This is a genomic window from Wolbachia endosymbiont of Kerria lacca (assembly GCF_051602725.1).
Classification (GTDB): Bacteria; Pseudomonadota; Alphaproteobacteria; order Rickettsiales; family Anaplasmataceae; genus Wolbachia.
In genome coordinates, this window is the sequence record NZ_CP192272.1 from 436,859 (window position 1) to 451,567 (window position 14,709).

Sequence of the window (14,709 nt, forward strand, 5' to 3'; positions counted from 1 at the left end):
GTATGATCTTAAATTTAAATATAAAATAAGTAATTAACTTTATGGTGAAGGTAATAGATTATCTCAGGACAGATTCACAAGCAGTTAAGTTAGATAGGGAAGAAAAATCTTTTCAATTTAAAAATAGAATAAGACGTCAATATAACCCTAATGATATTAATATTGCCAAGTTGTTTCTTGCGATACGTGAGCATAGAACGGATAATCCTCAGCTAAATAAGATTAGTGAAATTGAAGGGTTAATTACTCAAGTAGAAAATATTAATGATATTGATCTCAATGATGGTGGTAATACACCACTACATGTTGCTGTAAGCAAAAATCATCAAGACATTGTTGAACTTCTTTTGAATGTGTCTGGTATAGACCCAAATATTAAAAATAATCAAGGTAAAACTCCACTAGATATTGCTAAGCAACAAAATAAGGGAGAGATTATTAGGACTCTAGAAGAACATTTAAAAAAATTTCCTGATCAAGTAAAAAGACTTTCTGAACAGGAGGAGGAAGTGCATGAAAAGCTAAGAAAGTTTGTTGAAGATTTTGTTTTTATTTATGAACGCTCTTTATCAGAGTACTATGAGAGACTAGAAAATCAAAGAGGAAAGCAAGGTAAATGGGCTGATTTTGTTAATATGATAATATATACAGGAAAAGGTGGAACAGAACAAGGAGAAGCGGAATCAAAAGTAATTCCTCTTATTGGAATTAACATTCTTCGAGCAACAATATCCAGCATTGGTAGTAGTTATAATAGAGCAGAGCTTAAAAAGCTGATAGATCAATTGTATATATTTAAAAAGGATCCAATCAAAGTCAGGGAAGAGTTAGTAAAATCTGGTGTTGAAATCTTTCAAAGTTTTGAGAGCCAATTTATACAAGTAACAGCAGAAGGAAGTTGGCAGAGAGCAATGACAAAATTAGCAGAAGATGCTGTGAGTAGAGTGGTTGATTACTATAGAAAAAATACCGAAGAAGAGTTTCATGCTAACTCAATTACTAAGGGTATTATTTTTGGAGAATCAAAAAGATATAAACAAACCTCCACTGGTGTTCCTCATATTAAGCTAGGACATACTTTAGAAAGTAAAAATTCATGGAATACTGCAGAATTATTTGACCAAGCGGGATTAGTAACGATAAAGCGTGATGGTAGTGCTGATAAATACTATAGGAGAATAGATGGAAAGAGTGATACTAGCAAATATGGCTATCGTCTTCTTTTTAAATGGGAATTGGAAAGTAAAATAAAAAAATTCGCTAGAGAATACATTGAAGAAAATCCTTCTAGGGAGGAGTATAGGTATATTTTAAAATTAGATGAGGGAAAATGGAAAGATGAATTATTGGATGAGCTTAATAAGCAAGATCCGAAGTTAGTCGAAGAGAGGTTACTAAGTAAATTCAAAGGAGAAATGGAACAGGAAGCTGAAAAAAACTTCAATGAATTAGAGGATTATATAGGTAAGAATTTTAATGAGTTATCAGGTTACATAGAAAGTAATCAAAATGAGATTAAGGGAGTCTTTGATGAATTAATGAGTCAATATCAGGAAGCCAGTAGGCAACGTCACAAGATAGCAGATTCTATTGTAGAAGGAAGGAAAGAAAGTGAAAAAAGTTTCGAGAAAATAGATAAAAAGCTTGATAAGATATATGATGCAGTTGTAGCAAGAGAGCAAGTAAGAAAGCCTATTTGGTTTAATGTGAAAAAGCCAGTAATTTTGTTTGCTGGAAGAAGGGAAGAGTTAATTGACCTACATAATAAGATACAACGTAGTTCAGAAAAAGTAACAGTAATATCACAAATAACCTCAATTAGCGGTTTAGGAGGAATAGGAAAAACTGAGTTAGCTAGACAATATGTTCAAGAATATAGTAAAGATTGTTATGACAACGTTATATGGATCAATGCTGAAAGTGAGATAGCTCTTATTGAATCATTTACTCGATTAGCGAAGAATAAACTAAGAATTGATATAAAAGATGAGAATGGAAAAGAAAAGGATATAAAAGCTCTCATAGAAGAGGTTTATGAATTTTTCAGTAATAGTAAAAGCTTGTTTATTTTTGATGATGCTGAGGAAAGTAATTATTTGAATAAGTTTTTACCAATTCATGATTCATTACCGGGTAGTAATAGACCTTATATTTTAATTACTTCTCATAATCGAGAGTGGGAAAGGGGGATAGAAGTTATTAATCTAAACGAATTAAAGTCAGAAGAAGCGATAGAATTTGTAAAAAAGGGCTTTAGTATAGAAGATGAATCTCAAAATGAAAAGATAAAAGCTTTGGTAGAGAAATTACAACACTTTCCTTTAGCTATACAGCAAGCAATATCATATATTGAAGATCAAAGAGTTACTAGAAAATTTGATATAGATGATTACCTAAAGGAATATGAGAAAAAAGCGAAAGATTTGCTTAATTATGAAGGATTTAGAGGAATTGATAATAACTATGCAAAAACAACTTTCACAACTTGGAAGATTATAACCGATAAGATAGCAAGCAATGAAAAGTATGGAAATTTAGCTTTAAGGATTCTTGATGTTATCTCTTATCTTGCATCTGACAATATTAGTAGAGAATTCTTTTTAGATTTGACAGGAAATAATGAAGAGGAATTAAGGTCTGCTGTTCGTTTACTTATAAAATATTCTATGGTTAATGGTGAACAAGAGCAAGGTGTGTTGAGTATTCATAAATTAGTTCAAGAAGTGACAAAAATAGCGTTAGAAGAAGAGGGTAAAAGCGAAGAAGTTATGAAAGAGACTTTCGAGCTACTCAGAGCAAGTTTCCCTTATGGTAGTGATAAACTAGAAGACTATTTAAAAAAACGAGAATTATTACCGCACTTAGAGGCATTTTTATCACGTATAGATAGTTGGTTAAAAAAGAACCCTCAAGATAAAGAAAAAATAGAAAAGGATTATCTTGAAAATTTGTTGACATGGATGAGTGATGGGTATTTTAATTTGGGTAATCCCAAAAGAGAAAAGGAGTTGCTAGAAAGGGTTTTGCCTATTTTAGAAAAGCATTACGGAGAAGATCATTTTGAAGTATTTAAAAGACTAGTAAATCTAAGCAACAGTTATCTAGTTTTAGGTGATTACCAAAGAGCAAAAGATTTGCTAGAAGGAGCTTTAAAAATTGAAAAGCAAGATTATGAAGAAGAGCGTTTTCAATTAGTTAGAACACTGGTAAATCTGAGTATCAGCTATCGAGCTTTAGATGATTATCAGACAGCGAAAGAGTTACTAGAAAGGGCCTTTCCCATTTTAGAGAATCATTATCGGGAGGATCATTCTTCATTAGCTCAAGTACTAATAAACCTGAGTATTGCTTATGGATCTTTAGGTGATTATGAAAGAGCGAAAAAGTCAATAGAAAGAGTATTCTCTATTTTAGGTGACAATTATGAAGAAGAGCACTTTGAGTCAGCTAAAATGTTAGTAAATCTTAGTATTGCTTGTAGAGGTTTTGGTGATTATCAGACAGCAAAAGAGTTACTAGAAAGGGCACTACCTATTTTAGAAAATTATTATGGAGAAGATCATTTTCAGGTAGCTATAGCTAAAACAAATCAAGGTATCACTTATATAGCTTTAGATGATTATGGAAGAGCAGAAGAGTTGCTAGAAAGAGCTTTGCCTATTTTAGAGAAGCATTATGGAGAAAATCATGTTGAAGTAGCTAAAATATTAGTAAATTTAAGTACCATCTATAGATACTTTGATAATTATCAAGGAGCAAAAGAGTTGCTAGAGAGAGCTTTACCTATTTTAGAGAAGCACTATGGGGAAGAGCATTTTGAAATAGGTATGATTCTGGAAAGTTTAGGCACTGATTATATAGCCTTAGGTGATAATCAGGAAGCAAAAGAGGTGCTAGAAAGAGCTTTATCTATTTTAGAGAAATATCATGAAAGAGATCATGTTGAAGTAAGTAAAATATTAGTAAATTTGAGTATCGCCTATAGAGGTTTAGGTGATACTCAGGGAGTAAAAAAGTTGCTAGAAAGGGCTTTACCTATTTTAGAGAAGCATTATGGAGAAAATCATTTTGAAGTAGCTATAACCTTAGAAGATTTAGCTATTGCCGATGGAGCTTTAGGTAATGTTCAGAGAGCAAAAGATTTACTAGAAAGGGCTTCTGCAATATATCAAAGGAGTAAAGTTGAAGAATGTTTGCCGAGTACGAGTTCATTAAGGAACAGAAGAGAAGCAAAAATTGGGAAATGTGAACTGTCTTGGGAAGACGTAGATGAATTCAATACAGAAAAAGATGAGAAAAGAGATTTTAGTAAAATTAAAATAGATAGTAAAAAGTTTATTGACTATATAAAAGATATACCAGAAGAAAAACGTTCTCAGCTAATTGAGCTAGCAGATAAAGTGCAAGTTAAGGGTAGGTTTAGCGATTTGGTCAATAAACTTACCAGTAATCAGAAGGTTATGAATCATTTAAATAGAGTAAAGAAAATCTCTAGCATAACTATGCATGGAATGATAGCTAAAAATATATTAGCTGACTTTTTAAACAGAGATTATCAAGGTGTAGCGATTAATGTTGGCTTTATTGCCGGTGGTCAAGGATTTGCTAAAGTTGCTGAAGTTGCATCTCGTAAAGGATTAAATTTGCTCTCAGAAGAAAAGGTATTACTTGGTAGGTCTTTAAGAGTTGCATCACCTTTTCTTGCTCGAGGTACTTCTGCCTTTATTATTTATGATTTAGTAAATCAGGTAAAAGCATTTAAAAATGGTACAGAAGGAGCATTGGTTGGCGTAGTAGGAGATAGCATTTACCTGGGAGTTGACGCTGCAGAGATTGGGATTGAAGTTGCTGAAGGTTTTGAAGTATTAGAAGGAGTTTCATCTATTACTGGACCTATTGGAGCAGGAGTTGGCACTGCAGTATTTATTTACACTGATATTTATATGGCAGTAAAGAGAGTTGATAAAATTGATGAAATTATTCACTTAACTAGAGGAGAAAAATTTATTGAAGGATTGCGTGCATTTATAGGTATGCGACCTGAACAATATGTAGAAAAGTTAATGGAAGAAAAACAACTTTATAACCAATTAGTTAAGCAAGGACTTGAGTATTTAAAGGAGTATAGTGATATTCAAAGCTATGTATTCCCTACTGATCGATCAGTTGTGGGTTCTTGTCGTAAAGTGCTGCACACAACATCACTTGGGATTAGACATTATTATACTGAAGAATGCACAACTAAATTTGAGATAGATTTAGACAGTACAGTACTGCTTGACAGAAAAAGAACCGATATAAAATGGAGTAGAGCAAGACCGAATGATCCCAGTGGTGGAAAGTTATTTTGTTTACCAAGGGGAGATGGTGATCCTGCTCCAAATTATGGGTCATATTTATGTGAAAATGCGATTGGTTTATCTAATAACAAAACAGAAGGATATACTTTAATTAATTTAGGAGAAGGTGAAGATTATGCAAAAGGATTTAAGGATAGCTCGAACATATTTGTAGTGAATGATGGATCTAAGAGATACTATGGAGGAAATAAGAATGATATATTTATTTTGCAGGGAGATCTGATAGAAGGGTCTTTGTACGGAGAGGATGGAATTGATACCTTAGATCTGAATGGATTTGCTCAAGAAGCTATAAGTGTTAATGTATCTTTAAATACAAATATTAGTACTATCGTGTACAACCATTATGGTTATTATGGTTTTAGAATTAATTCAATGGAAAAAGTTCTTGGTAGAAAAGCTAAGTCAGACCGTATATTTAGCGCATGTGAAACTAAATTCATAGATGGTAACGGTGGTGGGGAAGATCAACTTGATTATGTACAAATAGAAAATAATAACTGTGTCTATGATATACAGGTAATAATTAGACCTTATACTGAAGTAGATAATACGGCACTAAAGGGTAACTTTAGCTATATTCTACCATTTCAAAAAGGTAGTGCATCTGTTAAATTACTTGCTAATTTCGAAAATAACCATAGGTTTATATTCGACTACTTGCTTGCTGATATTCAGAGTATTGATATTAAAGATCACAATAGTATAAAGTTCGATTTTTCCTCAAAAGTTGCAAATAGTAACTTTAGTATATCTATCTCATATAACATAATGAACAATATAATCTATCAATTAAAAGACAGTGCTGAAATAAAAGTAGGTAAGGAAAGAAACTTGTATGCAATACAGAATACTAATAAAACTATTGATGAAATTATAGAAAGTTACCCAGCTATAGCAAATAAACTCAATATGACTATCGCTGTTCAAGATGGTGATGAATCTATACTTGTTGGCTATGGGAAGTGTGAGGTAATTTACAATAATCCAATCTATAACAGTCACTTAATTGGAAATGGTGGTAAAAACATATACGTAATTACTATAGCCTCAGGTGAGCAAAGATATGAACATAATATTTTTTCTATGCCACAAATAAACATCTACAATCCTGATCAAGCAAGTTCTATAGATACGTTAGATTTACGTAACGTGATAAAAATAATACAAGATGATTTGAAAATACATATTAATCTGCCAAGAATTTTTCAAGATGGAAATGATTTGCTAGTTAAGTTAGAAACAGAAGTAAAGCAAAGCTTTTCATTAGAAGTGCCAACAGTAGAAGTGCTAACAGTAAGATTAAAAGACGGTTTGAATTGGTATGAAAAGCTTCATATTATCTCAAATAGTGCACCTATGAAAATAAGTTCTAAATTAGAATTAAAGCCACTACCTTTGATCTTTGAAAAGGATAGAGAAATTATTGTGGTAACGGGTCAAGATGTGGAGAAAGATACTGAGCTTATCATTTCTAGAAAAGGAGGAAATTATACATTTGTTCGCAGTAATAGTAATGATCTAATGATAACAAATGCTTTTGACTCTAGTATTACTAAGAATGATCTCTGCACTATTACAATGAGTAAGTTCTATGAAGAACCTAAAATGGCAACATTATCAATAAAGTTTGCTGATAAGGAAATAATTCTAAAAGAGCATCAGGAAGAAATAAGTAAGGCAAGAAACGTGAATGTTGTGAAAAAAGAACATAAGGATCAAGTGTATAATGATGTCTTCAATCATACAAAAAGCAGTCCAGAAGTTATTATGTTATCTGATCAACCTGTAACGCACAGACATAGGCATAGTAGACATAGAGAGCAAGCTCGTCATCGTAGGAGTACAAAAAGTAGCAGCACAAGACCAACTGGGTGGATAAATGATTTGTTTGGCTGGGTAAAAAGCTCTGTGAGTGGATTGTTAAGTTCTAAACCTGAGAGCACTCCAAGTTCTATCTCACAAGTAGATGCAAGAGTGGATGTAAATGGTACGATAATGTTACTTGACGTTCTCGTTAGAAAGGTTACGGGTCAGAAGTATGTTTCTACAGTAGATCAGTCTATATCTCCACTAGAAGCACAGGGATATGCACTCAATATTGCAAATAGATTTGAGAAAGTGTTGAATAAAACTGCTACTAAGTCAGGAATATCAGTGACAAATCTAAACTTTGATCCTGTGGTAGTGCAATCAGCTATAATTAAAAAAATAATAAATGGAAAATTTCCTAAAATAGCAAAAACCCTATATTCATTTGCAAAAGAAGCGTGTCCAGAGTTTGAACAAACTGATAAGTTTCTAGATAATGTAAAGAGTAACTTAGAAGAAGTTTTAGCTAAGGAAGAAACTATGATACTACAGCAGAAAGTAGAAAAGCCTTCTAAAGTTTTAGGTCAGGAAGTTTCAAGGAAAGTACAGTTATCTAAAAAGCCGGATACATTCTTAAATGGAACATCAGTGGTTCAGGGAATAAGCAGAGCAATAAATTGAGGGAACTATGTGGTCTTTTCTGCTTGTAACTGTTTGATTTCATTAGAGGAAAGGCCTGTAGTTTGTGATATGATGTCAGTAGAGACGCCAGCTTTAAGTAAATTTTTTGCAACTTCAATTTTACCTTCAATTTTACCTTTTTCATGGCCGATCTGGATGCCTCTTTCTTCGCCGATTTGGATGCCTTCTTGTCTACCTTCCAGTCTACCTTTAGCAGAAGCGTCATCGAGCCGTTGAGCCAAAATAGCCTCTTCTTTCTGTACATTCAAAACTCTCTCTTCGTATGCCGCTAGATCCTTTTCATTCCAACTAAATTTGTCTAATTCGTCATATGCTAGCTTTATTATTGGGTCTTTTTCTGCAATATCTTTTAGGTCTTCATCGGTAGTATTTTCTGCGTACCGGAAAAAGAAGCACCACCTTTCTACTGTGCTCTCTAGTTGCTCTACTTTGTTTTTTGTAAATTTCGGCAACTCAATAAAGATGAATTGAAAATCCTTTAAATAATGGCCATTAGTTTTGATCTCTCGTATATTATGAGTGGAAATGTATTCAACTTCTGGAGGAAAGAGAGTACTATTAGAAATAGCAATAAAGAATACTTTCTTAAAATCAATGTAATTGCCAGATTGTCTTGAGTAAGCTTTAGCAGCATAGAGTTGAGCGCGTTTTTCAAAGCCCTTATCACGAGCAAGTTGCATTTCCGCAATATACCTATTTCCGTATGAATCCTTGCAAAGAACATCAACGATGCTTTGTTTATCAGAAGCAATCTCAGGATTCATGATAGTGCTAAGGAACTCAACATCTTGAATAGTGTTAACCCCAGTAAAGCCTAAGATGTCATTTAAGAAGTGAATAAGGATATTCTTATTTTTCTCAGTGCCAAATATTTTTTTGAATGTCAAATCTAGCTTAGGATCTAAAAATTTAGAAAGAGCCATAACGAACTAACCTAAAAAGCATTAATAATTATACACAATTCTGAAGAAATATTCAACTAAAATTCAAACATGTTAGTCAGAGAATGATCTACTCAGAAGGACTAGCATTTTAGGCTTTATAGGGTTTCTATACATCTTTATTACAATTATTTCTGTTTTGAAATTAGTGAAGATGCCTAATAGAGATTGATTTTTATTAACATTAAAGTATACATTGGCTAGTATCCTCTTAACTTAAGCCCATAGTTTTTGAACATTCGCTTTGACTTGAATGCTGATGCAGATTTAGATCTTGTATTTGAGACGTAGGGTAAGTAAGTTCATCCAGTAGTTCCATAACTTTTTTTGTAGTACTTTTCTTATCATTTTTCTCAGCAATATCTACTGATTGATAGAATAAACTGTAGTCCACAGGAATATCTTTAAATTTTAAGAACTCAGCTATATCTTTTATTTTTTTTAGAGTACTCTCAATTATCTTGATATCACTATCGTTCTTTACTCCATTAAGAACATTAAATAAAATAGAAATTTGATGTGATATATCTGGATTTGCCTTATACTTAAGAAGTAACTTCGTCATTTCTTCATTATTACCAGTAATAGAAAAATATAAAGGTGAAAGGCCTTTCGTATTTATAACACTAGGGTTTGCTGAATGGTTAAGTAACAGATCAGCTATATCATTCCTATTACTAACCACAGCATTAAAAAGAGGAGTTGTGCCATTTTTCCAGCTCTTGATATTAGGATTCGCACCTTTATTAAGTAATAATTCAATGATAGTACAGTCACCAAGTTTTACAGCAAGGTGCAATGCTGAAAGCCCGTTCTTATCTCTAATGTTAGGATTAGTACCCTTATTCAATAGTATACTTACTTTAGATTTCTCTTTACCTTTTATTGCTTTGATTAAACAATCATTTTTTTCTACATGTTGCTTATGTTTTGAGTTAAATTCGTCTACTTCCTTTTTAGCATCTGCAAAACCATAATTACGGCCATAGTCTTCTTGCATCATGCTAACAATACCTGGTTGCTTCAGTACGTCTTCATATGTACTATAGATACATCCATGATCAAGAAGTAAGTTAGTCAAGTTTGGCTGTTCTTCTAGATAACTGTCAGATTGAACAATATCATACAGTATTGTGCAACAGTTATAATTAGCTTTAATATTAGGATTAGCACCATTAATAAGAAATTTTTCAATTCTTCTGATGTTTCTGTTATCATGAACATTACCTGGGTCTGAAGCATTGTCAACCCGCGTTTTCGCACTAACCATTTCACCAATGTGAAAATCAGCAGATCTTGCTAGATAATATAAAGATGTCTTACCACTTATATCTTGGACGTTAGGGTCTGCACCATGATCAAATAGTAGTTGAATAATGCCTTCATCAAATACATAACATTGCTTATCTCTAAAAACAGCAGCAGTACACATAAGCTCAAGAATGGTAATGCCTTGTATATCAAGTGTTCTATTAGGGTTTGCTCCTTTTTTAATTAATTCAATAATGGCTTCTTTCCAACCATACATTATCGCTAATTGAAGTGGCGACAACTTAGATTCAGTGCTCAGAATAATGCTGTTTATGATAATAGGTAGAACTATTATTTTAGAGCAGGAATTGTTTTTTATAGCAGTAATCTCTTCATCATAGATTTTTAGACCGTTTAATATGTATAAATTTTTTACACCTCTACATCTACTACGCCCAATGAGCTCATCAACGGTAATTTCAGCATTTTTTATAGTGGTAATGGCGTTATCATCTATAAGTCTATTATGAATAAGTGCATCAATAGTAAACTCATAATTAACATCTGCTCCTAAATCAATTAAACGGAGGATATCTTTCATATCATTCCTTACAACAGCTTTGAAAAGACTTTTATCTAAAATAACTTGATTACTTATATGCATAACAGCCTCTATAAATTTGCTAGCACAATATAAGCTAAATAACATTGTATTTCAACAACGAAATTAAAATAGTTGCAATAATTCAGACCCAATCTAGCATGATATTTTTTGTCCACAAAACTTAGCTATATGCTAATGCTCTTGCTTTGATTTCCCCTTACTGAAAGCAGTGGTAAGAGCCTACCTGTGGAAACGACAACTAGAAGAGGGAAAATATGGAAGCATAAGAGAGATGAGTGCCAAAATTAATATAGGTACAAGACGTATACAGCAAATTTTAAGACTGAATTATTTAACACCAAAGATCAAAGAAGACATAGTAAATGGGAGGCAACCAAGGGGATTGAAGTTAGTGGATTTGAGAGAAATACCGGTGCTGTGGAGTGAGCAATTAGAGAAGTTTTATGAATTAGAGGCGTAATTACACCATTTATAAAAAGAACAAAAGGAGAGAAATGAAAACCACCAAAACTATTGAAACCCCAGTTATGGATTAGAAAATAGATAAAAGTAGAAGTAACAAAGAGGGGAACAGGGTAAACTCGAGTATTTTAGCAATAATTAAGAGGTTACCCATGAAGAAAGATATAACAGAACTTTATTGTTTCATAGAAGATTTTTGTCGCATTGCTGATGAAAAATTTTCAGAAAGGCTTCTATCAAATGGCAAAAAACCAACAAGAATACCTGAAATTACTGTACCAGAAATACTTACTATAATCTTACTTTACCACCAATCGCCGTGCAAAAATTTTAAATTTTTTTACTTGAATTATCTTAAATTATTGTACAGTTCTGAGTTTTCAAAACTTCCTTCGTATCATAGGTTTGTTGCTCTAAAATCAAGGGTTTTATGGTATTTAGCACTGCTTTTGCAGTGGTTCTGCGAGCAAGCAAAGATTACTGAAATTTCCTATATTGATACAACTGCAATCGCTGTTTGCCACGCAAAAAGGATCTCAAAAAATAAAGTTTTCAAAGAGTTGGCAAATATAGGAAAAACTACCTATGGGTGGTTCTTCGGTTTTAAGTTGCATCTGGTAATCAATGAAATAGGTGAAGTTCAAGGTATTACGCTCACTAAAGGTAGCGTTGATGACAGAAAACCAGTGCCAAATTTGACTAAAAAATTGACAGGGCTTTTGTTCGCAGATAAAGGCTATATCAAGAAAGAGCTCTTTGAGAAACTCTTCGATAGAGGCCTAAAACTTGTCACTAAAGTAAAAAAAGGTATGAAAAACGTACTAATTTCACTAAAAGAGAAGATTTTATTGAGAAAAAGGTCAATTATTGAGACAGTTTTTGGTTGTTTGAAAAATAAATTTGAGCTTACGACACAGATCGCCAATAAATTTTTTGGTACACATTTTTTCAACACTAATTTCATATTCTATGCAGCAAAAAAAGCCTTCTATTTCTAAGTTTTATTGCCTTGGTTAATCCATAACTGGGGTTTGAAAGGTATTGCTGAGAAATAGGAAAGATAGCCAAATTGCCGCTATTGCAGTTGGTATAGAGGAATAAAGGACTTTTGATGTACCAAAAGATGTTGAGGCAAAAGAACAAACTAATGCTGAAAAAGCTATAAAAATCGACACTCAATTGTGTAAAAATATTAACAAAGATAATGATAATCCTAATATACTTCAACCTACATGTGAAACCAGCAAAAAAGCCCAGAACTTCTCAATAGAAAAGCAAACGACAGCACCTCTTTAGCTGTATGTTTTGATGGCGATACAACAGACAAAAAAACAATCCATAAAAGACAAGCAATCTTAGCTGATTTTGTTGGTACAGCGTTATCAGTGAGTAGTGTTGCATTGTATAGCTCTTTTTAAAATAATCCGAACAGAGCATAATATGCTATTGGCCTATATATAGAAATAAACACATATCTTATCTCATTCAGATTACTATAAGAAGGGCTATACTGCAAAATTAAAAAGAATAGGAAAAATTTGATAAGAGGTAGCACCTAAACTCTATTACTCATCATCATAATCAGGATATTGTGGAGGACTTGCTTTTTAGTAACTTTTGGATATCTTGTTTCAGTTTCTGCTTCAGTGATGCCACAACATTCTACTAAGAATTCCCAATTATCGCCATAATCAAAAAGAAAAATCATTTTTTTACCTGGCTCAAAAACTTTGTAGATATAAGAATTTTTGACGCTTTTTTCATTAGGTATAACAATCAGACTAGAATCAGTATCATAAAATAAAGTATATACTTCATTACTTTTATAAATATCATTTATGTTACTATAGAAACCAAATGAATGATCTAGCTCAAAATTAAAAGCATTTATGATAGTTTCTGCAAACTTATGAAGACTAGACACGTACCTTTCAATGCCATCTCACGATAGATTTTTTTATCTAGAGAAATTTTAAATAGGTATGCTTTTTTTTTTCTTATCCACTTAATTTACCTTCAGCTTACATTAAATTAACCAATAGCAAAAAATAACACAAGTCAAATATAACCTTACCCACATATCTTACCATATTTGGAATATCACGAGAAATGCTATACTTTAAAAATGCTTATACTAACTGAACTTTGATTTATTCTTATAGCAGATACTTACTTTTAAATATGGTTATTGCTACAAATAGGCGTTCTTATGCCTTCAAGATGACTGTTTACTTTCAGCGAATCATCCAAATCATGCTCTACTTTTTGTGTTTTTATCTCGAATTTAAATCCTAATTTTTTGCAGAATTTTTGAAAATATTCTCTAATAATATCAAATAAGTTTCTACCTCCCTCTTTATAATTTTTTAATTCTTGAGGAACAGTAAGTGATAATTTACCACTTTTATAGGTGTACTAGACACAACTTAATCTGACAGCAACGAATTAACTGACAGAAGAATTGAAAACTAATATCAGTCTCTTGTTTAACGTTACTAATATTTTTCTGAAAAGCAATGTGTTTGCTATCAAGAAAAGTCTGCATAGGCGTTTTACCATAGCAATATTTACCTGAGTGAGGCCTGGTCTCATTGTAAGAGCGTAACCAATGATCAACATCTATCTGCAAATCTTCTAAAGAACTGTAGATTTTCTTTCTAAAGATAATATTGTAACACTCATCTTGCATAGTTTTATGAAACCTTTCGCATATGCCATTAGTTTGTGGTGAATTGGCTTTAGTTCTTGAATGATCAATATTTTCAATTCCCAAATAAAGCTGATAAGCGTGATTTTCTGGTTTACCACAATATTCTGTACCTCTATCAGTCAAAATGCGCAATAATGGCACGTTTTGTACATCAAAAAATGGTATTACTCTATCATTCAGCAAGTCGGCAGCGGTAATAGCAGTTTTATCTGTATAAAGCTTAGCAAAAGCCACTCTCGAATATGTATCAATAAAAGTCTGCTGGTAAATGCGCCCAACGCCCTTGATATTGCCTACGTAATAAGTATCTTGAGACCCTAAATAACCTGAATGTTCTGTTTCAATTTCACCGTGAGCTTCTCTTTGCTCTTTAACTTTTTCCAATGCTGCAAGTTGCTCTTCAGTTAAAATTATGCCGTCTTGTGCAACCTTTGCTTCAAGGGCTTTAAGTCTTTTTTTGAACGTTTCAATGTCATTTCTTAGCCATACAGATCTTACGCCACCTTCGGAAATTATTACACCCCTTTTTCTCAGCTCATTTGCAGCTCTTTGTTGTCCATATGCTGGAAATTCTGTAGCTATGCCAATTATTGCCCTTTCTATATCTTCGGAAACTCTGTTTGCTAATAGGGGTTTTTTCTTACTTATTTCATGTAATGCTCCTTCTCCCCCACTTTCATATAACTCCTTAAATCGATAAAATGTATCACGCGAATAACCCATCACCTTACACGCTTGTGATACGTTACCTAATTGCTTTGCTAGTTCTAATAACCCTAACTTTGGTTTTAGTATTTTTGTTTGTATCGTACTCATATCTAACACTCCTTTCTTTTATTATTTTAT

General features: G+C 32.6%; 5 protein-coding genes and 3 pseudogenes. 3 read left to right on the top strand and 5 right to left on the bottom strand.

The genetic code is table 11. The features are described 5' to 3' along the window. Positions 1 to 41 precede the first annotated feature (41 nt). Entirely contained in the window at positions 42 to 7,853 is a 7,812-nt protein-coding gene (locus tag ACQ4M0_RS02015) for a tetratricopeptide repeat protein (protein ID WP_438456564.1), read from the top strand. A 5-nt stretch (positions 7,854 to 7,858) separates the two neighbouring features. On the opposite strand, the gene ACQ4M0_RS02020 is transcribed toward ACQ4M0_RS02015, so the two are convergent. Both ACQ4M0_RS02020 and ACQ4M0_RS02025 read right to left on the bottom strand, forming a co-directional pair. Beyond that, positions 7,859 to 8,797, bottom strand: a complete 939-nt coding sequence (locus tag ACQ4M0_RS02020) for an Rpn family recombination-promoting nuclease/putative transposase (RefSeq protein ID WP_438456565.1) — start codon at positions 8,795 to 8,797, stop codon at positions 7,859 to 7,861. A gap of 229 nt (positions 8,798 to 9,026) precedes the next feature. Then, a complete protein-coding gene (locus ACQ4M0_RS02025; protein ID WP_438456566.1) occupies positions 9,027 to 10,730 on the bottom strand; it encodes an ankyrin repeat domain-containing protein in 1,704 nt (567 codons plus the stop codon). Positions 10,731 to 10,887: 157 nt separating this feature from the next. Here ACQ4M0_RS02025 and ACQ4M0_RS02030 point away from each other — a divergent pair. Both ACQ4M0_RS02030 and ACQ4M0_RS02035 read left to right on the top strand, forming a co-directional pair. Further along, positions 10,888 to 11,151 (top strand): annotated as a pseudogene (locus ACQ4M0_RS02030) (recombinase family protein); the annotation flags it as partial. Between the two features lie 154 nt (positions 11,152 to 11,305). Further along, positions 11,306 to 12,170, top strand: a pseudogene (locus ACQ4M0_RS02035) (IS982 family transposase). A 538-nt stretch (positions 12,171 to 12,708) separates the two neighbouring features. On the opposite strand, the gene ACQ4M0_RS02040 reads toward ACQ4M0_RS02035, so the two are convergent. The 3 genes and pseudogenes from ACQ4M0_RS02040 to ACQ4M0_RS02050 all read right to left on the bottom strand — a co-directional run bounded on the left by ACQ4M0_RS02040 (position 12,709) and on the right by ACQ4M0_RS02050 (position 14,679). After that, positions 12,709 to 13,077 (bottom strand): IS1096 element passenger TnpR family protein, encoded by a 369-nt coding sequence (locus ACQ4M0_RS02040; RefSeq protein ID WP_438456567.1) that lies wholly within the window; start codon positions 13,075 to 13,077, stop codon positions 12,709 to 12,711. Positions 13,078 to 13,328: 251 nt separating this feature from the next. Further along, a pseudogene (locus tag ACQ4M0_RS02045) lies at positions 13,329 to 13,565 on the bottom strand (hypothetical protein); the annotation flags it as partial. Further along, positions 13,558 to 14,679 carry an IS481 family transposase gene (locus tag ACQ4M0_RS02050; protein ID WP_438456568.1) on the bottom strand — a complete coding sequence of 374 codons (1,122 nt, stop codon included), beginning with the start codon at positions 14,677 to 14,679 and terminating at the stop codon, positions 13,558 to 13,560. The gene ACQ4M0_RS02050 and the pseudogene ACQ4M0_RS02045, both read right to left, overlap by 8 nt. Positions 14,680 to 14,709 lie beyond the last annotated feature (30 nt).

Coding starts and splice junctions, on each gene's coding strand:
- ACQ4M0_RS02015 (WP_438456564.1), top strand. CDS start 42: ATGGTGAAGGTAATAGATTATCTCAGGACAGATTCACAAGCAGTTAAG.
- ACQ4M0_RS02020 (WP_438456565.1), bottom strand. CDS start 8,797: ATGGCTCTTTCTAAATTTTTAGATCCTAAGCTAGATTTGACATTCAAA.
- ACQ4M0_RS02025 (WP_438456566.1), bottom strand. CDS start 10,730: ATGCATATAAGTAATCAAGTTATTTTAGATAAAAGTCTTTTCAAAGCT.
- ACQ4M0_RS02050 (WP_438456568.1), bottom strand. CDS start 14,679: ATGAGTACGATACAAACAAAAATACTAAAACCAAAGTTAGGGTTATTA.